The organism is Rhodococcus sp. OK519, from assembly GCF_003051005.1.
GTDB lineage: Bacteria > Actinomycetota > Actinomycetes > Mycobacteriales > Mycobacteriaceae > Prescottella.
Map to the genome: position 1 here is coordinate 504,624 of NZ_QAOW01000002.1, position 19,745 is coordinate 524,368.

General features: G+C 67.5%; 18 protein-coding genes. 7 read left to right on the plus strand and 11 right to left on the minus strand.

Annotated features, from left to right (window positions below; all coding sequences use genetic code 11):
• Positions 1–13: 13 nt before the first annotated feature.
• Positions 14–1,159 (minus strand): acyl-CoA dehydrogenase family protein, encoded by a 1,146-nt coding sequence (locus tag C8K36_RS09780; protein ID WP_107984259.1) that lies wholly within the window; start codon positions 1,157–1,159, stop codon positions 14–16.
• Between the two features lie 125 nt (positions 1,160–1,284).
• On the opposite strand from C8K36_RS09780, the gene C8K36_RS09785 reads away from it, so the two are divergent.
• Complete coding sequence (locus C8K36_RS09785; RefSeq protein ID WP_107984260.1) at positions 1,285–1,908, plus strand: TetR/AcrR family transcriptional regulator; 624 nt, start codon at positions 1,285–1,287, stop codon at positions 1,906–1,908.
• A 34-nt stretch (positions 1,909–1,942) separates the two neighbouring features.
• Here C8K36_RS09785 and C8K36_RS09790 read toward each other — a convergent pair whose 3' ends face one another.
• The 6 genes from C8K36_RS09790 to C8K36_RS09815 form a co-directional block, all read right to left on the minus strand.
• Entirely contained in the window at positions 1,943–3,403 is a 1,461-nt protein-coding gene (locus tag C8K36_RS09790) for a glycoside hydrolase family 5 protein (RefSeq protein ID WP_107984261.1), read from the minus strand.
• Positions 3,404–3,518: 115 nt separating this feature from the next.
• Positions 3,519–5,057, minus strand: coding sequence for a long-chain-fatty-acid--CoA ligase (locus C8K36_RS09795; RefSeq protein WP_107984262.1), 1,539 nt, complete (start codon positions 5,055–5,057; stop codon positions 3,519–3,521).
• A gap of 34 nt (positions 5,058–5,091) precedes the next feature.
• Positions 5,092–5,682, minus strand: a complete 591-nt coding sequence (locus C8K36_RS09800) for an RBBP9/YdeN family alpha/beta hydrolase (protein WP_107984263.1) — start codon at positions 5,680–5,682, stop codon at positions 5,092–5,094.
• Positions 5,683–5,759: 77 nt separating this feature from the next.
• On the minus strand, positions 5,760–6,815 hold the full coding sequence (locus C8K36_RS09805; protein ID WP_107984264.1) for a 3-keto-5-aminohexanoate cleavage protein: 1,056 nt from the start codon (positions 6,813–6,815) through the stop codon (positions 5,760–5,762).
• A 47-nt stretch (positions 6,816–6,862) separates the two neighbouring features.
• Positions 6,863–7,759 (minus strand): TauD/TfdA dioxygenase family protein, encoded by an 897-nt coding sequence (locus C8K36_RS09810; RefSeq protein ID WP_107984265.1) that lies wholly within the window; start codon positions 7,757–7,759, stop codon positions 6,863–6,865.
• Positions 7,760–7,791: 32 nt separating this feature from the next.
• Positions 7,792–8,769 carry a quinone oxidoreductase family protein gene (locus C8K36_RS09815; RefSeq protein WP_107984345.1) on the minus strand — a complete coding sequence of 326 codons (978 nt, stop codon included), beginning with the start codon at positions 8,767–8,769 and terminating at the stop codon, positions 7,792–7,794.
• A 280-nt stretch (positions 8,770–9,049) separates the two neighbouring features.
• On the opposite strand from C8K36_RS09815, the gene C8K36_RS09820 reads away from it, so the two are divergent.
• The 5 genes from C8K36_RS09820 (at position 9,050) to C8K36_RS09840 (ending at position 13,483) form a co-directional block, all read left to right on the plus strand.
• Positions 9,050–10,060 carry an AraC family transcriptional regulator gene (locus C8K36_RS09820; RefSeq protein ID WP_258195354.1) on the plus strand — a complete coding sequence of 337 codons (1,011 nt, stop codon included), beginning with the start codon at positions 9,050–9,052 and terminating at the stop codon, positions 10,058–10,060.
• Positions 10,061–10,221: 161 nt separating this feature from the next.
• The gene (locus tag C8K36_RS09825; RefSeq protein ID WP_107984267.1) at positions 10,222–10,605 is read left to right on the plus strand and encodes a carboxymuconolactone decarboxylase family protein; all 384 of its coding nucleotides are present in this window, start codon (positions 10,222–10,224) and stop codon (positions 10,603–10,605) included.
• A 74-nt stretch (positions 10,606–10,679) separates the two neighbouring features.
• Positions 10,680–12,059, plus strand: a complete 1,380-nt coding sequence (locus C8K36_RS09830; protein WP_107984268.1) for an MFS transporter — start codon at positions 10,680–10,682, stop codon at positions 12,057–12,059.
• 15 nt (positions 12,060–12,074) lie between these two features.
• Positions 12,075–12,839, plus strand: a complete 765-nt coding sequence (locus C8K36_RS09835; RefSeq protein ID WP_107984269.1) for a CoA transferase subunit A — start codon at positions 12,075–12,077, stop codon at positions 12,837–12,839.
• Positions 12,836–13,483 (plus strand): CoA transferase subunit B, encoded by a 648-nt coding sequence (locus C8K36_RS09840; RefSeq protein ID WP_107984270.1) that lies wholly within the window; start codon positions 12,836–12,838, stop codon positions 13,481–13,483. Before C8K36_RS09835 ends, C8K36_RS09840 begins: the two co-directional genes overlap by 4 nt.
• Positions 13,484–13,500: 17 nt before the next feature.
• Here the strand turns inward: C8K36_RS09840 and C8K36_RS09845 are convergent, their stop codons facing one another.
• From C8K36_RS09845 to C8K36_RS09860, 4 genes are all read right to left on the minus strand, one after another.
• Positions 13,501–15,138 (minus strand): substrate-binding domain-containing protein, encoded by a 1,638-nt coding sequence (locus tag C8K36_RS09845; RefSeq protein ID WP_107984271.1) that lies wholly within the window; start codon positions 15,136–15,138, stop codon positions 13,501–13,503.
• A 69-nt stretch (positions 15,139–15,207) separates the two neighbouring features.
• Entirely contained in the window at positions 15,208–15,639 is a 432-nt protein-coding gene (locus C8K36_RS09850; protein ID WP_107984272.1) for a type II toxin-antitoxin system Rv0910 family toxin, read from the minus strand.
• Positions 15,640–15,727: 88 nt separating this feature from the next.
• Entirely contained in the window at positions 15,728–17,368 is a 1,641-nt protein-coding gene (locus C8K36_RS09855) for a solute symporter family protein (RefSeq protein WP_107984273.1), read from the minus strand.
• Positions 17,365–17,727: a DUF485 domain-containing protein gene (locus C8K36_RS09860; protein ID WP_107984274.1), complete on the minus strand. Its 363-nt coding sequence runs from the start codon at positions 17,725–17,727 to the stop codon at positions 17,365–17,367. The genes C8K36_RS09855 and C8K36_RS09860 overlap by 4 nt, the downstream gene beginning before the upstream one ends.
• A gap of 280 nt (positions 17,728–18,007) precedes the next feature.
• On the opposite strand from C8K36_RS09860, the gene C8K36_RS09865 reads away from it, so the two are divergent.
• Positions 18,008–19,744 carry an N-acyl-D-amino-acid deacylase family protein gene (locus C8K36_RS09865; protein ID WP_107984275.1) on the plus strand — a complete coding sequence of 579 codons (1,737 nt, stop codon included), beginning with the start codon at positions 18,008–18,010 and terminating at the stop codon, positions 19,742–19,744.
• The last annotated feature ends 1 nt before the right edge of the window (position 19,745 follow it).

Sequence of the window (19,745 nt, forward strand, 5' to 3'; positions counted from 1 at the left end):
ACCGCCGAGTCGGTCACAACTCGAGATCGCGACCGATGATCTCCTTCATGATCTCGTTGGAGCCGGCCCAGATCTTCGTGACGCGGGCGTCCATCCATGCTCGGGCAACGCGGTATTCGCGCATGAATCCGTAGCCACCGTGCAACTGCACGCAGTGGTCGAGGACCTCGTTCTGCACCTGCGCCGACCACCACTTGGCCTTGGCCGCGTCGACGGCGCTCAGACCGGCGTCGGAGTGCTGGGCGACCGCGGCGTCGATGTACGCCTGCGCCACCTCGATCTTCGTCACCAACTCGGCCAGCAGGAACTTGTTGTGCTGGAACGAGCCGATCGAGTTCCCGAAGGCCTTGCGCTCCTTGGCGTACTCGATGGTCTCGAGCAGGATCTGCTTGGCATGGGCGACGTTCGTGACCGCGGCGCCGATCCGTTCCTGAGGCAGTCGCTCCATCATCGAGACGAACCCGGTACCGGGCTCACCCAGGATCGCGTCCGCCGGCAGTCGCACGTCGTCGAAGAACAGTTCCGCCGTGTCCGCCTCCGGCTGACCGACCTTGTCCAGCTTGCGACCCCGCTCGAACCCGGGGAGCGACGTGTCGACGAGGAACAGGCTGATGCCCTTCGACCGCTGCGTCGGATCGGTCCGCGCGGCCACCACCACGACGTCCGCAGAGTAGCCGTTCGTGATGAATGTCTTGGAGCCGTTGAGGACCCAGTCCGAACCGTCCCGGACAGCCGAGGTCTTCAGGGCCGCGAGGTCGGATCCCGCGGACGGCTCGGTCATGCCGATGGCCGCGACGGCCTCGCCGGCCGCCATCCGCGGCAGCCACTGCTGCTTCTGCTGCTCGGACGCGAGATCGACGACGTACGGCGTGACGATGTCGAAGTGGATGCCGAAGCTCGATGCCAGCGCCATGTTGACGGCGGCCAACTCCTCGGTCGCGACCGCGTTGAAGCGGTAATCGCCGGCCTCGCCGCCGCCGTAGGACTCCGGGATCTCGAGGCCGAGGATCCCCTGCTTACCGGCCTCGTGCCACACCTCCCGCGCAATGACCTTGTTCTCGGCGTAGGACTCCACGTTCGGCACGACGTCGCGTGCGAGGAAATCGCGGACGGCGCCACGGAATTCCTCGTGATCGGCCGTGAAAACTGCTCTCTTCACCTTCGCTAACCCTTCCGACTCACGCACTATCATCTAAGCGTTCGCTTAGTCTGCGATGCGGGTATGCGAAAGTCAATGCGAAACGAGTCGACACCGGGTCGGCGGATGCGGCGGAGGTCGGACACGTGACAGCGCGAACTGGAACGCAGGCAGGCACGCCGGAGGCCGTCCGTCCGGTCGGAGAGGCCGTACAGCGCCTGCTCGACGCCGCCTGCGACGCGTTCGCCTCGAAGGGATTCCACGGCACCAGCACTCGGGAGATCGCCGCCGGCGCCGGCATGAGCCCCGCGGCGATGTACATCCACTTCCGGTCCAAGCAGGACATCCTCGCCCGATTGAGTCTCGAAGGCCACGTCACCGCCCTGACGTCGCTGACCGACAGCGTCCGGGAGCCCGGTTCACCAACCAAACGCCTGCGCGCGGCCGTCTATGCCTTCGCGCACTGGCATGCCGAGAACACCACCACCGCCCGAGTGGTGCAGTACGAATTGTCCCACCTGGACGCCGAGAGTCATGCGCGCGTAGTGCAGTTGCGCCGGGACATCGTGGCCACGGTCCGCACGATCATCGCGGACGGCACACGACAGGGCGAGTTTGCCGTCGCCGACATCGACACCACCACCCTGGCGGTCCTGTCGCTGTGCATCGACACCGCCCGCTGGTACCCGTCGCGCGAACTCCGCAGCCCGGATGCCGTCGGCGCGGCACTGGCGGCACTGGCGGAACGAATGGTCGGGGCGAGCGCGTGAGCCCGCTCCCGCACCACCACTTCTAAGCGATCGCTCAGATGATGTTCACGGCGTACGGCCCATCGGCACGAGCCGTCAGGCGCCAGCCACCGTCGACCCGGGTGAGTTCGACCTCCGCCAGGTTCACGGTGTCCAACTGCGGCCGTTCCGCTCCCGGGTACCACGCCTCGACGCGTCCGGTGCCGTTGCCGCGGAATCCCGCCGCCGTCACCTCGGTCAGGCCCGGAACCGCCCGCGGGTACGCGCGGGCCAGTTGCTCCGCGAACCCCTCGACGAGCCCCTGCTCTTCACCCGACGGGCAGTCGATGCGGTTGAGGTTGCCCTGCGGCTTGGCCGTATTGCCGTCCTTCACCGCGTGTGGGTCGCCGCACGCCTGGGTCCACGACCACCACGCGCCCCCCATCCGGTGCGTGTTCATCGCATCGACGAACCGGCGGACCTCACCCGCCTGGTCGTCCGGCTCACCGAACCAGCCCCACTCGCCCGTCCACAGCGGCGCGCCGTACCAGTCCGCCGCCATCGCGGCGATCCGGAATCCGTCCTCGATCGAGGGGAATTCACTGCTGACGTTGATCGACTGGCTGTAGAGGTGCGGCGAGAACACGACCAGCGGATCGGCGAGATAGTGCCGCGGAGGCAGCGCATCGAATCCGAACGCCGACCAGAGCGCGCTGGGCTCGAAGATCACCAGGTGCGGGAAGCCGCCCGTCTCGGCCTGCCGAATGGCCGCGATCGCCCGCTGGTAGAAGCGGCCGATCTGATCGGCCGCGGTGAACGGGTCCCGCAGACCGGGGTTCGGTTCGTTGAGCAGGTCGTAGCCCACCACCGCGGGCTCGTTCTTGAACTCCGCGGCCAGGCGCGCCCAGGTCTGCACCAGGTGGCCCTGAACGCCCTGTTCATCGTCGTAGAACGCCTGGAATGCCCTGGCAACCGCCGGCGATGCCTCCCGCTGACCGCCGATGTTGCACGTCGTCCACCCGCCGGTGAGCGTCGCCCATTCGGGAGCCCCGTCCCACCCGATCCCGCGCCGCAGCAGCGGCGGGCAGTCCTGACCCTCGGGCGTTCCCACGTAGGGCCCCCACGCGTCCTGGTGCATGTCGAGGACGGTGTAGATGCCGTTGTCCTTCGCGTCCTGCACGGCCTCGCGAATCCGGCCGACATATGCCGCGTCGAAGGCACCGGGGGTCGGCTCGAGCGCCGACCACGCGACGTTCAACCGCACCACGTTGAAGCCGAGCGCCGCCATGCCTTCGAAGTCCGTCCGGTCCAGCGGCGCGACCGTCGGCAGTCCGGTCCCGTTGGGCGCGTAGTCGTTGAGCCCATTGACGTTCGCGCCGCGCAGGAGCACCGTCCGACCGTCGACGTCCTTGATCGCACGGTCCGCAACTGTGAGCTGCGGCAGTGTCCAACCGTCGTCGACCGGCGCGGCCCCCGCCGCAGGGGCGGCGGCCTGCAGGCCCAGAACCGCCAACGCAATCACCAGTAACGCGCGCAACCCGAGCCTCCTGTACAACCGTCCAAGTTGCGGTGAGCCTAGGTCGGCGCACGCCGCAGGAAGCTGAAACGGCTGAAATGGCAGTCCCCGAGCAGTTCTCGGACCGACCCGCGGGTCAGGCCAGTTCGCGTTTGAGGATCTTTCCGGTCGCGGTCATCGGCAACTGCTCGACGATCCGGACCTCGCGCGGATACTTGTAGCTCGCCATTCGCTCCTTCGACCACGCGATCAGATCGTCGTCCGCGATCGAAGCGCCGGCCTTCGGAATGACGTAGGCCCGCACCTCCTCACCGTGGCTCTCGTGCGGAACTCCGATGACGGCAGCCAGCGACACGGCCTCGTGTGTCATGAGAACCTCTTCGATCTCCCGCGGATAGACGTTGAATCCGCCGCGCACGATCATGTCCTTCGCCCGGTCGACGATGAAGTAGAAGCCGTCGGCGTCGCGTCGCGCCAGATCCCCCGTCCGGAACCACCCGTCCCGCATGGCCTCTGCGGTGGCATCGGGACGGCCGTAGTAGCCCTTCATCACGTTGTGGCCGCGGATCGCGATCTCGCCGACGCTGTCGACGTCCTCGACCGTGTGCCAGTCGCGGTCGACCAGACGCACCTGCACACCCCAGATCGGAACGCCGATCGAACCGGCACGCGGCGCCTGCTCCGGGTCGCTGAACAGCGCGACCGGCGAGGTCTCCGACAGCCCGTAGCCCTCGAGGATCTGCACCCCGAAGCGCTTCGCGAACCGATCGAGAATCTCCACGGGTAGCGCAGCACCACCGGAGATGGCCTTGCGGAGATTCGCGGCGATCCGCTCGACGTCGACCGCGTCGTCGACCGCACCGAGTAGGCCCCAGTACATGGTCGGCACGCCGGCGAAGATCGTGATCGCCTCGCGCTCCATGATGTCCAGCGCGGCGGCGGCCTCGAAGCGCGGCAACAACACCAGCGTCGCCCCCACCGAGAACCCGGCGTTCATGTTGATCGTCTGCCCGAACGAATGGAACAGCGGCAGGGTCAGCAGGTGGGTGTCGGGCCGGCTCGGGGTGCTGTCGAACAACCGATTCGCGGCGATCGCATTCATCGCCATGTTCGCGTGGGTCAGTTCGGCGCCCTTCGGCTGACCCGTGGTGCCGCTGGTGTAGAGGATGACGGCGGTGTCCGTCGCGTCGCGCACCGCCGTTTCGAACGTCGCCGGCTGTGCCGGAAGCACATCCGACAGCGCGGTGATCCCTTCCCCGCCGTTTCCACCGCCGATCATGAACATCGTTCGGCACGAGCCCGCCTCACGAAAACCATCTCGCCCGTACTCCCCGATCGGCAACTCGGGTCCACCCTCGAAGCAGAAGTACGCGGCCGCCCCGCAGTCTTCGAGGTGATAGGCGATCTCACGGCCCTTCAACAGGACGTTGAGTGGCACGACCACGGCCCCGGCCTTGAGGATCCCGTAGTAGACGATCGGAAACCACGGCAGGTTGGGGCACGAGAGAGCAATTCGGTCGCCGGGCTCGATCCCGTACGCGACGAGGAGATTCGCAATCTGGTTGGCAAGGCCGTCGGTCTCGGCGTAGGTGAACCGCTCGTCTCCCAGGACGAGGGCATCACGGCCCGGGTACCTGCGGGCCGAGTCTTCCAGGAACATGGACAGATTGAGCATCGAGGGGTTCTCTCTCGGGCAGCGGTCGTGCAGGTCAGTGGCTAGGTGCTTGGATGTCGATCGAGGCGAACAGGTCGTCAAGAAGGTGTGTGGCGCGTGGCCATTCGCCGTAGCCGGAGGCGGGATTGAGGTGGCCGACGGCGCCGAGGTCCACGAGTCGGCTATCCCAGGCCTGTGCCAGATCGACGACGGCCGCGAAGTCGGCGAGCGGGTCGTCGGTGCTGGCGGCGACGATGCTCGGGAACGGCAATGGTCTGCGCGGAACCGGGTTCCAGCCGTTCGCGTCGAGGTCCGGCAGGGTCGGGTAGCCGGTGGGCAGCGGAATGGAGAAGTCGGGCGGGGTAGCCAGGATCGCGCCCGCGATCGGCCGGTCGTGCCGAGCGGCCCAGTGCACGGTGATCATCACCCCGGCGCTGTGCGCGACGAGGACGACCGGGCCGTCGAGGTCGGAGAGGACGGCGTCCAGCGCCGCGACGCGGGCGTCGAGACTGAGCTTGTCGTGTTCGAGCGGCGGAACGGTGCGGACGTTGTCGAGGCCGGCGGCCAAGATCGTCTGCCAGTGGTTCTCGACGTGGTCACGCAGTCCGGGGACGATCACGACCGTCGTGGATTCACTGGTGTTCAAGGCTTTTCCTCCAGGCTCGCGGATCGAGCAGGTGCGGCGGGAACCGAGGCCCCGCCGCACCCGGACGACGGTGACGGTCAGGCGTGTGCGGTGAAGCCGACCTGGCCGGGACGCCGGTTCGGGGCGTACCCGAGCCGGGCGAGCGTCTCGTCGGCATCCTTGTAGGAGGTCCCGATCTTGTAGATGTCGCGGGCCTCCTTACCCGTGGCGATCTCGCGGCCGAGTTCCTTCGCGACGCGCACCAACTGACGGACCTGCTCGGCGGAGGTGATCTTGACCTCGCCGCTGGGTGCCCACAGGTTGTCCTCGTTGCCGCAGCGCGGGTGCAGACCCATCGCGATCGCCATCGTGTTGACCGGCAGCACGCTGCGCATCAACGTCTCGAGTGTCAGGCAGGCGCCATCCGGGACCCGGTCGATGAACTGCATCATGTTGTACGGGTTCGGGCCGTCGAAGCCACCACCGATCGCCACCCATGTCAGATTCAGCGGGCCGGTGTAGACGCCGCGGCGGATCAGCCGCTCCACGGTCTCGAGCTGCGGAATCGACGAGAGCTGGAAGTGCGGCTGGATGCCGGCGGCCTGCAGACGACGCAGATGCTCCTCGACCCACTCCGGTCCGGCCGGGACGGTCATCTCACGGTAAGTCGCGGCGAGCTCGGCATTCTCGAGCGAGGTGCCCTTGATGTCGCCCGCCGTCATCAGCTCCATGATGTTCATCTGGCTGGTGTTGATCGCGATCGTGACCTGGTCCGGCTTCGGGTCCAGCTCGGCGAGCATGTGCCGGACATCGTCCGAGAGCCACTTCGCGTCCGCACCATCACCTTCCGGCGCGAACGAGATCGAGCCACCGACCTGCAGGATCATGTCCGGCACTGCCTCACGGAGACGACCGAGGAGTTCGTTGAACTTCGAGAGCCGCTTGGAGCCCTTCCCGTCCTCCTCGCGAACGTGGATGTGCAGGACGGTCGCGCCGGCCTCGTAGCAGTCGACGGCCTGCTGGACGTGCTCGTCCATCGTCAGCGGCAGGTCCTCGGGGAAGTCCTCCACCGCCCACTCCGGACCGTACGGCGCGACGGTGATGACCAGCTTGTCCTGGATCTCGGGGAAGAGTGCATCGTCATGGAAATGCATTGGGTGACTCCGTTTCTCGATGGCAATTCGAACTGATCGGAAGGTGTTCAGAAGGGGCGGTCGCCCACGACCCCGGCCCGCTCCATCTTGCGAACGGCCGGCCAGTAGTCCTGGACCGCGTAGTGCTGGGTGGACCGGTTGTCCCAGATCGCGACGCTGTTCGGCGTCCACCGCCAGCGCACCTGGTATTCCGGGATCGTGGCCTGGCTCTGCAGGTACCGCAGCAGCTCACCGGCGCCGGGCGCGTAGTCGATGCCGCACCGGACGTTCTCCTCGGTGTGGAAGTTCGTCAGGTGCGTCGCGAAGCTGTTGACGAACAGGATCTTCTCGCCCGTCTCGGGATGTGTGCGGACCACCGGGTGTTCGGCGTCCGGGAAGCGCTCCTTGAGTTCGAGGCGCTGCTCCATCGGCATCCGCGCTCCGAAGGACGCCTCGATGCTGTGCCGGGCGCGTAGTCCCGCGATCTGCTCCTTCACCCGTTCCGGAAGACGCTCGTACGCGAGCGCCATGTTCACCCAGATGGTGTCGCCGCCGACGGCCGGGCCCTCCACGCACCGCAGCACGCAACCCATCGGAGGGTTCGCTCGCCACGTCGCATCACAGTGGTAGGCGTTCTCGAAGGCCTCGCGCGGGCTGTCGAGATCCTTGTAGATCCGGACCAGCCCCGGGAACTCGGGATCGCTGCCGACCACAGGGTGATCCTCGAGCGAACCGAAACGCTGGGCGAGCGCAACGTGCTCGGCCCGGTTCAGGTCCTGATCCCGGAAGAAGAGGACCTTGTACTTCAGCAGCAGCGACTTCAGATCGGCGAACAGGTCGCCGTCGCGGGACACCTCGGCGAGATCGACGCCGTAAAGTTCCGCACCGATGCTGCAGGTCAGTGGCCGGGCGTCCATCCCTGTGACGGTCGCCCGAAGATCCTGTGCGCGTTCGACAGTGGTCATGACGCTCTCCTCTACAAGCTCGGAAGTCGGAATCAGAAGGAGAAGACCGACGAGCCGATGCTGATGCCCGATTCCAGGTCGCGATGGGCCTGTTCGGCCTCCTCGAGCGCGTAGTGTTGGTTGATCTCGATCTCGATGCGTCCGGCCTCGACGTGCCCGAACAGTTCACCGGCCAGTTCCGCACGCTCGGCAGGATCGGCGATGTAGTCGGCGAGCGCCGGTCGGGTCACGAACAGAGATCCCTTGACCGCCAGCTGCATCGCGTCGATGGGCGGGATCGGGCCGGACGCTGTCCCGAACGCCACCAGCAGGCCCCGACGCGCCAACGAGTCGATCGACGACTGAAACGTGGACGCACCGATGCTGTCGTACACGACCGGCACGCCCGCCCCGCCGGTGAGTTCACGCACCCGCTCGGCGACGTTCTCCCGCGTGTAGACGATCACCTCGCCACAGCCGTGAGCACGAGCCACCTCGGCCTTGGCATCGCTCGAAACCGTTCCGATGACGTTGATGCCCAGCAACTTTGCCCACTGACAGAAGATCAGCCCGACGCCGCCCGCGGCAGCGTGCAGCAGGACGGTGTCGCCGGCCTTCAGCGAGGGTTGGATCCGTCGCAGCAGGTAGGACGTGGTGAGACCGCGCATCGTCATCGCGGCGGCCGTCTCGAAGGCGATGCCGTCCGGCAGCGCGATCAGGTGTTCGGCGGGCATGACCCGCTCGGTGCTGTATGCGCCCAGCGGGCTGCCGGTGTAGGTCACGCGGTCGCCGGCGTGAAAGTCGACTACTCCGTCGCCCACCGCCTCGACGACACCTGCCGCCTCCACACCCATTCCCGCGGGCAGCGGCGCCGGGTACAGACCGGTCCGAAAGTACGTGTCCGCGAAGTTCAGGCCGACCGCCTCGTGTCGGATGCGCACCTCACCGGGTCCGGGATCGCCGACCTCGACGGCCTCCCACTTCAGCACCTCGGGGCCACCGGTCTCGTAAATGCGAATCGCCTTGGCCATAACACCCTCCTTGATCATGAGCCGGACCCGTACCGGCCGGTCCACTCGCGCAGTTTCGAAAAATGCGGGGCCACAACCTCGTTCGAGCCGAAGGTCGATCGGTGTGACCCAGATGACACGACAGTATCGATTCCGCGGAGATCGCACATACCCTGGAGGGACATATTTCTGTCCAATTCGGGACATTGGCGGTAGTCTGCGTCACACCCGCATCGAGTCGTGTCGTGGCACACACCTACCCTTGCGGGACAGTCGGAGCCACCGAAGGAGGGTGACGCGGGTGCCGAGACCCCTCGCGCGATACGCCGCACTGACCGGATACATCGAGCTCAGCCGCACTCTGCACATCGAACCGGTGGAGCTGATGCGGTCCGTCGGACTCGACCCCGCCGGCCTCGACCTGCAGGATCGCTGGGTACCGGCGGCGGCCGTCGCCCGACTGCTCGAGCGATCCTCCGCCGCGTCCGGGCGACAGGACTTCGCGCTGCGGCTCGCCGAGCACCGACGACTCTCGACGCTCGGCCCCCTCAGCGTGAGTATTCGCGAGGAGCCCGACGCGCGTAGTGCGCTCCGGATGCTGATCCGGTACCAGCACATGTACAACGAGGCGCTACACATCCGCCTGTCCGAGCGAGACGGACTGTCCGTGATCCGGGTCAGCATCGAACCGGGTGAACCCATGCCGGTGCGACAGTCGGTCGAACTCGCGGTGACCGTGGTCCATCAACTGCTGCGCAGCCTGCTCGGCGACCATTGGCATCCGGTGTCCGTCTCGTTCGAGCACAGTGCTCCGACCGACGATTCCACCCACCGACGCATGTTCGGCGCACCGCTGGCCTTCGACAACGACTTCAGTGGAATTGTCACCTACACAGGCGATCTGAACGAGCCGAACCGACTCTCCGACCCTCACTCGCGGTCGTACGCCAGGCAGTTCCTCGATTCACTCTCCGCCCCCGAGGAGCCGACGATCGCCGGCCGCGTGCGCGAGCTCGTCGAACTACTCCTGCCGACCGGCCGGTGCTCTATCGATCAGGTGGCACGCAGCCTCGGCGTCGATCGCCGGACGGTCCACCGCCACCTCGCCAAGTCCGGGCAGACCTTCACGTCAGTCCTGGACACCACCCGCGTCGAACTCGCCAACCGGCTGGTCGGTGGTCAGCGCTACTCGTTCACGGAGATCTCCGAGATGCTCGCCTTCTCGACGCCGAGTAGCTTCTCCCGCTGGTTTCATCAGCAATTCGGCGTCAGCCCGCGCGCCTGGCGTAAGCAGACGACAACTCCCACCTGACCACGGGTCGGCACCCGTGTCCCGAAATGCACAGAATCCCGTCCCGCAGGGGTAATCATCTGGGGCCGCATCGGGATAACGTGATGTGCGCCACGTTCCGAACGAACGGGAACGTCGCCCCATCACTCTCCCCTGCCGATCTCCGCGAAACGAGTGCTGCCTTGACCACGAATCCCGAAGCGACACCCACCCCGACGATCGATCGCCTGCACGACGAGGGCAACTGGAACCCCCTGTGGGATACGCTTTCTCGCTGGGATCCGGAATGGACCGAACAGTTCATGGCAATGAACGCGACGCCGATCCGCCGCGGCGTGTTCTCGCCCGAATTCGTCGAACTGCTCAGCATCGCGATCGACGCCGCGGCCACCCACCTGTACGCGCCGGGCGTCCGACGCCATATCCGCGCCGCCCTCGAACTCGGCGTGACCCGCGAGCAGATCCTCACCGTCCTCCAGATGGTCAGCGTGCTCGGCATCCATGCCTGCAACCTCGGCGTCCCGATCCTCGAAGAAGAACTGACCGCGTTCGAAGCCCGGTCCTAGCCGGCATCCGGGCGCTGTTCGCGTATATCGCTGCGGCGCCACCCCAATCAGCCCAGTCGCCTCCAGGAGCACCCATGGGACTGTCACCCACGCCGACCGGCCAACCGGCCGGAACCATCGAAGACGATCGCTCCGAGCAGGTCGCCGCCCCGGCGCCGGAGCGCCCACGATCCCGGATCTACCCGTGGCTCGTCGCCGGTCTCGCCTTCGCATTGCTGTTGTCGGACTACATGTCCCGACAGGTTCTCAGTGCCGTCTTCCCGATGCTCAAAGCAGATTGGGCGCTGTCCGACTCCCAACTCGCCTCGCTCACGAGCGTCGTCGCGCTGATGGTCGGTCTGCTCACCTTCCCGCTGTCGCTGCTCGCCGACCGGTGGGGTCGGGTCCGCAGCCTCGTCCTGATGGCTGTGATGTGGAGCCTGGCCACGCTGTGCTGCGCGATCGCCTCCAACTACGAGCAGATGCTGGCCGCGCGGTTCTTCGTGGGCGTGGGCGAGGCCGCGTACGGCAGCGTCGGCATCGCGTTGGTCCTGAGCGTGTTCTCTTCGCGGAAGCACGCATCGTTGAGCGGCCTCTTCATGGCCGGTGGTTCCTTCGGTTCCGTGGTCGGCGTCTCGCTCGGTGGAGTGATCGCCGTCAACGTCGGGTGGCGCTGGTCGTTCACGGCGATGGCGGTACTGGGGCTCATCCTCGTCGCACTGTTCCGGGCCGTGGTCACCGAGTCGCGTCTCGCACAGTACGCGGTGCACGACGATCCGGTCGCCGAATCCGACGGCGTCGCCCCGGCGATCCGGGTTCCCGTGTCCACCCTGTTCACCAATCCCGCGGTGTGGTGCGTCTACCTCGCGGGCGGCTTCCAGATGTTCACCGCGGCCGTCCTGCTGTCGTGGACGCCCAGCTTCTTCAACCGGTACTACGACATGGCACTCGACAAGGCCGGCGCGGTGGCCGCGCTGTTCGTCCTGCTGGTCGGCACCGGAATGGTGGTGTGCGGCATCATCACCGACCGCGTGAGTCGCACCGATCCGGCCCGCAAGTGGATGACGGCCGTCGTCTTCTGCACGATCTCCCTCGTGGCGCTCGGCATCGGATTCCGCTTGGGCACCGGTGCGCCCCAGCTGATCCTGCTCGGTGTCGGCGCCTTCTTCTCCGCGGGATGCTCCGGACCGACCGCCGCGATGGTCGCCGGCCTCACCCACGAATCGGTCCGTTCGTCCGCGCTGGGTACACTCACCATCGCCAACAATGTTCTCGGATTGGCGTTGGGCCCCTTCGTCATCGGCATCCTCGCCGATCGCCTGGGACTGATCGAGTCCCTCTCACTCGCACCCCTCTTCTACATCGCCGCCATCGCCGCACTCCTCGTCGGCAGGCGCGTCTATCCGGCGGGCCTGCGCAAGCTCGCCACACAGAGCACCGCGCCCGCGCGCGTCGGTGACGTCGAGACAATCTGAGACGGAAAGGTATTCATGAGCAAGATCTACACATCGGCGGCGGACGCCGTCGCCGACATCCCGTCCGGGTCGTCCCTGGCCGTCGGAGGCTTCGGACTGTGCGGCATTCCGGATGTCCTCATCGCGGCGCTCGCGGCCGGCCCGGCAACCGACTTCGAGGTGTTCTCCAACAACTGCGGCACCGACGGCCACGGCCTGGGAACACTACTCGAGGACAGGCGCATTCGACGGGTGACAGCGTCGTACGTCGGAGAGAACCGGGAGTTCGCCCGCCAGTACCTGTCGGGCGAACTCGAGGTGGAGTTGACGCCGCAGGGCACGCTCGCCGAGAAGATGCGCGCGGGCGGGGCCGGGATCCCGGCCTTCTTCACGCCGTCCGGCGTCGGTACGCCCATCTCCGAGGGCGGTCTGCCGTGGCGGTACGCCGCGGACGGTTCGGTGGCGCTCGCGTCGCCGCCCAAGGAGGTCCGGGTGTTCGGTGGCCGCGACTATGTCCTCGAGGAGTCGATCACCGCCGACTTCTCACTGGTGCACGCCATGGTCGCCGACACCGAGGGCAACCTCGTGTTCAACAAGGCCGCAATGAATTTCAACCCACTCGCGGCGATGGCCGGGCGGGTGTGCGTCGCCCAGGTCGAGGTGATCGTCGCGGCCGGCGAACTCGACCCCGAGCAGATCCATCTGCCGGGCATCTTCGTCGACCGCATCGTGCACATCGGACAGCAGGACAAGAAGATCGAGAAGCGGACCGTTTCGGCCGCGGAGGAGGGCACACGATGACCGCGGTGGTCGAGACTGTCGGCTGGACGCGCGAGCAGATGGCTGCCCGCGCCGCACAGGAACTCGTGTCCGGCGAGTACGTCAACCTCGGAATCGGTCTGCCGACGCTGATTCCCAACCACCTGCCCGACGACGTCGAGGTGACGCTGCACAGCGAGAACGGCGTCCTGGGGACCGGCCCCTACCCCACCGAGGACGCCGTCGACCCGGATCTGATCAACGCCGGCAAGGAAACCGTGACGGTGAACGCGGGCGCGTCGTTCTTCGACTCCGCCATCAGTTTCGGGATGATCCGCGGCGGCCACATCGACACCGCCGTGCTCGGGGGCATGCAGGTCTCCGCGACCGGAGACCTGGCGAACTGGATGGTGCCGGGGAAGATGGTCAAGGGCATGGGCGGCGCGATGGACCTGGTCCACGGCGCCCGCCGCGTCATCGTGCTGATGGAACACACCGACAAGACGGGCGCCGCGAAGATCGTCGAACGGTGCTCGCTGCCGCTGACCGGCCGCGGCGTCGTCCACCGCATCATCACCGATCTGGCCGTCATCGATGTGACGGAGGCCGGGTTGGTCCTGCGCGAGTGCGCGCCCGGGGTCACCGAGGAGCACGTGCGGGCCGTGACGGACGCGGCCCTGCCCTGACGCAGCGAGGGGTGGGATCAGCCCGCAGCGCGGCTGCGCATCGCGTCGACGAACACCCCGGGGATCTCGGCCGGAGTTCGCGCGACGTGGCTGGTTCCACCCGTCGCGGCCGAGATCTTCTGCAGGACGGCCGCATCGGCGTCCTCGGTGATCCCGATCGTGACGATGATGACCGGACGCGCGGGATCCTGTTCGCGCTTGAGCGTGGCCAGCAGTTCGTCGAGCGAGATGGTGGACGGATCCTCGTTGGCCCCGTCGGTGAGCAGGATGACGCTGTTGATCGCAGCCGGGTCGTAGCCCTCCTTGACCTTGCGGAACGCGGCGAGCGTCGTGTCGTACAAACCGGTGCCGCCCTTGACGAGGGACGGCAGGGTCCGCACGGCGTCGGTCAGCCGCTGGCGGTGGCTCATGCCGTCGACGTTCTCGTCCAGTCGGCGGATCGGGGCCAGTTCTTTGTAGTCCTGCCCGTTGCCGCCGAGTCCGATCGAGAATGCCCACAGCCCCAACTGCGCGTTGTCGGGGAACAGCCTGGCGCCGGTCTCGCTGGCCTGCACCGTCAACGCGATCCGGGTCTCGGGGCCGGCCTTCTCGGCCATCGAACCCGAGACGTCCTCCACCACGAGTGCGCGCGACGGAAGTGCCAGCACCGCATAGCGCTTCAGCACCTTGGCCGTCTCGGTGGGATCGGAGACCGTCAGGACCGCGACGTCACCGACGCCTCGTCCGGCGACGAGCGGGGCCTTGTCCGGACCGCGGAAGCCGCGCTGCGCCAACGCGGCCCGGCCGGCCTCGGACCCCATCACCTCGGCCAACGTGACGCCGGCCTCGCGTGCGTCGTCGTGCTCGGTGCCCGTGGCGGTGGCCACGACCGGATAGTCGAGGAACACCGCACCCGAGTTCGGGGCGGTCGCCTCCAGCCTCACCGCGGAGTCGCCCTCGTTCTGACCCACCACCTGCTGCTCCGTGGCGATGGCGATCCCGCCGTCGGACGCGACGGCCGCGAGCCGCGCGGACGGGTCGGTCTGGTGCATGTTCGCGGCCTGGGCCTGCGCGAGCGGGACCAGCGCGCCGGGCACTGCGTCGACGGCGATGGTGCCGGCGGCCGCCTCCGACAGCGCGCCGACGATAGGCGCGCCCGAGACGCTGCTGGTGAGCGGGTCGCCGATCTTCAGGCCCGACAACTGCAGCGCCGTCAGCCACGTCGCGAAGAACGGCATGTCGCCCCCACGGGCGGCGATCACCACTGGGGTCGAGGCGATCGACTGGGCGGCGACGTCGAACAGGGTGCCGGTGCCGCTGCTCGCCTTCGCGACCCACTGCGACGAATCCGGAACCCACAGGTCCGGGCCGGCCTGCTGGCCGGGCGACCCGAGCGGTTCCATGCCGGACGCCGCCTCGATCCGGTACCTGCGGCAGCCGAGGTCCTCGGCCGACGCCGCAGAGGTCACCTCGGTGAGAACCGGCGAGATCGACGGGTCCGCGGCCACCACGTACTCGGTGACCGAGTCACACCCACCGCCGACGAATGTGTCGACGACGAAGTACCCCCCGGCACCCACGACGACCACGGCCGCGAGGCCGATCGCCCCATACTTGACGAGGGGCGACGTCCCCGCCGCGGGCTTCGCGCGCGGCGCGCTGTGACGACCGGCCATGTCTTCGAGACCTCCGTATAGAGCGCGATCCGGTAGGGGTGCGGGTCGCGTTGTGCGGGTTCCGCCGGATCAGGCGTAGAGGGTGACGAACTTCTGGAGCGAGCCTTCGATGTCGCCGCGCAGCGCCTTGGCCACGCCCGACCCGATGGGCCCGAACAGCGGCGCGCCGCCGAGGTCGATGTCGAGGGCGACGATGGCGCCCGCCGTGGAGGGTTCGACGCTGAGGACCAGCCCGAGCTTGACGCCGCCCTTGCCGTCGCCCTTGAGCAGCAGGCTGCGCGGCGGATTGTACTGCTTCAGAGTCCACTTGACGCGGTTGCGCAGTCCTTTGACGGACACCACCGAGCTGATGACGGTGCCGGCGCTCAGTTCCGCGGGCAGGTCACTGCGCCAGCCCTCGTGGATGCTGAGCCACTGCTCGAACTCACTCAGATCCGACGCCCGGTTCCACGCGTCCTCCGGACTCATGGGCACGTCGACGGACACCTTCAGCTTGGCCATTGACGGATCGTAACCAATGAAAAAGGTGACGTACACGACAGTGCGCCTCGTGCCGCGACTGCGTCACGAGGCGCACTGGTGACCGCTCCTAGTGCGAGACGGCCTTCTCGACGCCGACGCCGGTGAGCGAACGGACCTCCATCTCGGCCTGCTTGACCGGATCCTCGAGCTTGTTCCGGCCGACCCAGGTGCCGACGATGCCGAGCAGGAACGCCAGCGGGATCGACACGATTCCGGGGTTGGCCAGCGGGAACCACGCGAAGTCGGCGTTCGGGAACATCGACGTCTTGGCGCCCGAGACGGCCGGCGAGAACACGATGAGCAGCAGGCAGCTGATCAGGCCGCCGTAGATGCTGAACAGCGCGCCCGTGGTGTTGAACTTCTTCCAGAACAGCGAGTACAGCAGCGTCGGCAGGTTCGCCGACGCGGCGACGGCGAAGGCTAGGGCGACCAGGAACGCGATGTTCTGGCCCATCGCGAGGATGCCGAGCACGATCGCGACGACGCCGATGACGACGACGGTGATCCGCGAGACCCGGACTTGCTCCTCCTCCGACGCCTTGCCGCGCTTGATGACGCTGGCGTAGATGTCGTGAGCGAACGACGCCGACGCGGTGATCGCCAGGCCGGCGACGACGGCGAGGATCGTCGCGAACGCGACCGCCGAGATGATGCCCAGGAAGATCGTGCCGCCGAGTTCGAACGCCAGCAGCGGTGCCGCCGAGTTCTCCTTGCCCGGGGCCGCGAGGATCTTGTCGGGGCCGACCATCTTCGCGGCGCCGTAGCCGAGAACGAGCGTGAACAGGTAGAAGGCGCCGATCAGGCCGATCGCCCACGTGACCGAGCGGCGGGCTTCCCTCGCGGTCGGCACCGTGTAGAAGCGCATGAGCACGTGCGGCAGACCCGCGGTACCGAGGACGAGCGCGATACCGAGCGAGACGAAGTCGAGCCGCGACATGTCACTGAGGCCGTACTTGGCGCCCGGCGCCAGCACGTCGCGTCCGGCGACGGCCTCGTTGGCCGAGCCGTTCACCATGTCCTGCGCGTCCGCCAGCAACTGGGAGAAGTTGCCCTTCACTGCGAACAGCACCAGGACGAACATGATGCCGGCGCCGGCGATGAGCAGCACGGCCTTGACCATCTGGACGTACGTGGTGCCCTTCATGCCGCCGATCAGCACGTACACGATCATCAGCACGCCGACGACCGCGACGACGATCGCCTGGCCCGCAAAGTCCTTGATGTTCAACAGCAGTGCCACCAGGCCGCCCGCGCCGGCCATCTGCGCGAGCAGGTAGAACAGCGATACCACGAGCGTCGACAGCGCCGCCGCCATCCGGACCGGACGCTGCTTGAGCCGGAAGCTCAGGACGTCGGCCATCGTGAAACGTCCTGTGTTGCGGAGCAGTTCGGCCACCAGCAGCAGCGCGACGAGCCACGCGACGAGGAAGCCGATCGAGTACAGGAAGCCGTCGTAGCCATACACCGCGATGGCGCCCGCGATACCGAGGAACGACGCCGCCGACAGGTAGTCGCCGGCGATCGCGAAGCCATTCTGCGGACCGGTGAACTGGCCGCCGCCCGTGTAGAAGTCCGAGGCCTTCTTCGTCGACTTGCTGGCGCGGATCACCAGCGTCATGGTGCCGACGACGAACGCGACGAAGATCGCGATGTTGAACAGTGGATTGCCGACGTCCGTGGCCGACTCCTGCGCGAGTGTGGTGATCACTGTGCCGGTCCTTCCAGTTCCTCGCGGATCGCCGACGAGCGCGGATCGAGTTCACGGTTGGCGAACTTCACGTACAGCGCGGTGATCACGAATGTCGTCACGAACTGGCCGAGCCCGAGGACGATCCCCAGGTTGACGTTGCCGAACACCTTGGTGGCCATGAAGTCCGACGCGTACGTAGCGAGCAGGACATAGGCGCCGTACCACGTGAGGAAGAACGCGGTCATCGGAAAGACGAAGCGCCGCAACCGATGCCGCAGCTCCTGAAACTCCGGACTGGCCTGCATGTCGACGAAGGCCTGCGCGTCCGGGGTGGGCCGCTGCGGCGGCGCCCCCGAGCCGAGATCCGTGGTGGTCATGAGCGGGACTCCTCCGATGGCGGGCGACCTGCGTCGCGGGGTGTGCGATGCGACATTAATGAGAGCCAGGTCACATCAGAAGCCTGTGGCGGCAGTCACACGCCGAGCTGTCGCCGCGTGCGCCGAACGGTCAGCCGGATGCGACGAACGGCTCCCGCCGAGCGCCCGCCGAACAAACGACCGGGCCCATTTTCCATCTCACTGACACCGTGTCCAGTTAGCCTGACGATTGTCATCCGGACGGATGACATGCCGGTTCGACGGTCAGCGAGGAGTGGATATGGCGTTCTCTCTTGTGATCTCCAACGGGACAGTGGTGGACGGGACCGGCGACGAACCGTACGTCGCCGACATCGGCGTCCGGGACGGGCGGATCGTGGCGGTCGTCCCCGGCGGCCGACTCGCCGACGCGGATGCCGACGAGGTCATCGACGCGACCGGGTTGCTGGTCACCCCGGGGTTCGTCGACATCCACACCCACTACGACGGCCAGGTCACCTGGGATCCGATGCTCACGCCCAGTTGCTGGCACGGCGTGACCACCGCGGTGATGGGCAACTGCGGCGTGGGATTCGCGCCGGTGGCCGACGCCGATCGGGAGTGGCTCATCGGCTTGATGGAGGGCGTCGAGGACATCCCCGGTGCCGCGTTGTCGGCGGGGATCCGGTGGGGCTGGGAGTCGTTTCCGCAGTATCTCGACGCGATCGAACGGCAGCCGCTGGCGATCGACGTGGGGACACACGTCCCGCACGGGGCCGTGCGCGCCTACGTCATGGGTGAGCGCGGTGCCCGCAACGAGGCCGCGTCGACCGAGGACATCGCGTTGATGGCCAAGCTGGTCCGGGAGGGCGTCGAGGCCGGCGCCCTCGGGTTCTCGACGTCGCGGACCATCGTGCACCGGGCGATCGACGGGGAACCGGTGCCGGGAACCTTCGCCGCCGAGGACGAACTGTTCGGGATCGGTCAGGCGTTGGCCGCCGCCGGCACCGGGGTGTTCGAACTGGCACCGGCCGGCATCATGGGCGAGGATCTCGCCGCCCCCGACCGGGAACTCGACTGGATGGTGCGGCTGGCGGAACTTACCGGTCGGACAGTGTGTTTCGGCCTGATGCAGCACGACAACGCACCGAACGACTGGAAGCGACTTCTCGATGCGGCGGCCGCCGCATACGAGTCCGGTATTCCGCTCCGGCCTCAGGTCCCGGCCCGCCCGCTGGGCCTGCTGACCGGCGTGCAGACGTTCAACGCGTTCAACACCCGGCCGAGCTACGTCGCGGCCGCCGCACGCGCCGGGGGCGACCTCGACGCGTTGGTTGCGGCACTGCGAGACCCGGCAACCCGCCGGGCGATCCTCGACGAATCCGATTCACCGGACAACCGGATGCCGTACCTGAGCCGGCTCGACCGGACGTTCGAGCTCGGTCACCCGCCACAGTACGAGCCCGATCCCGACACCAGCCTCGCCCGCGAGGCCGCGCGCGCCGGGAAGGATCCGTTCGAGTACGCCTACGACCTGATGCTCGCGGACGAGGGCCGCGCACTGTTCTTCCGTCCGCTGCTGGGCTTCTCGGACTTCACGCTCGACCCGATCCGGGAGATGTTGATGCATCCCGCGACCGCGATCGGACTCGGCGACGGCGGTGCGCACGTCGGCGCCATCTGCGACGCGTCCAACACGACGTTCATGCTCTCGCACTGGGCGCGCGACCGCAGCCGCGGCGACCTGATTCCGCTCGCGACCGCGGTGCGGAAGATGACTCTCGACACGGCGACGATCTACGGCCTCGGCGATCGCGGTGTGATCGCCGAGGGCAAGAAGGCCGACCTCAACGTGATCGACTTCGAACGGCTGCAACTGCAGTCGCCGACGATGGTGCACGACCTGCCCGGCGGGGCCCGGCGTCTGTTGCAGGGTGCCGACGGGTACCGGGCCACCATCGTGTCCGGTCAGGTGGTGCTCCGCGACGGCGTCGACACCGGGGCTCGCCCGGGTGCGCTGGTCCGCGGAGCACGGTGAG

Bases quoted from the DNA above. Each gene is read 5' to 3' on its own strand.
- C8K36_RS09795 (WP_107984262.1), bottom strand. From the start codon at position 5,057: ATGCTCAATCTGTCCATGTTCCTGGAAGACTCGGCCCGCAGGTACCCG.
- C8K36_RS09805 (WP_107984264.1), bottom strand. From the start codon at position 6,815: ATGCATTTCCATGACGATGCACTCTTCCCCGAGATCCAGGACAAGCTG.
- C8K36_RS09810 (WP_107984265.1), bottom strand. From the start codon at position 7,759: ATGACCACTGTCGAACGCGCACAGGATCTTCGGGCGACCGTCACAGGG.
- C8K36_RS09815 (WP_107984345.1), bottom strand. From the start codon at position 8,769: ATGGCCAAGGCGATTCGCATTTACGAGACCGGTGGCCCCGAGGTGCTG.
- C8K36_RS09830 (WP_107984268.1), top strand. From the start codon at position 10,680: ATGGGACTGTCACCCACGCCGACCGGCCAACCGGCCGGAACCATCGAA.
- C8K36_RS09835 (WP_107984269.1), top strand. From the start codon at position 12,075: ATGAGCAAGATCTACACATCGGCGGCGGACGCCGTCGCCGACATCCCG.
- C8K36_RS09840 (WP_107984270.1), top strand. From the start codon at position 12,836: ATGACCGCGGTGGTCGAGACTGTCGGCTGGACGCGCGAGCAGATGGCT.
- C8K36_RS09845 (WP_107984271.1), bottom strand. From the start codon at position 15,138: ATGGCCGGTCGTCACAGCGCGCCGCGCGCGAAGCCCGCGGCGGGGACG.
- C8K36_RS09850 (WP_107984272.1), bottom strand. From the start codon at position 15,639: ATGGCCAAGCTGAAGGTGTCCGTCGACGTGCCCATGAGTCCGGAGGAC.
- C8K36_RS09860 (WP_107984274.1), bottom strand. From the start codon at position 17,727: ATGACCACCACGGATCTCGGCTCGGGGGCGCCGCCGCAGCGGCCCACC.
- C8K36_RS09865 (WP_107984275.1), top strand. From the start codon at position 18,008: ATGGCGTTCTCTCTTGTGATCTCCAACGGGACAGTGGTGGACGGGACC.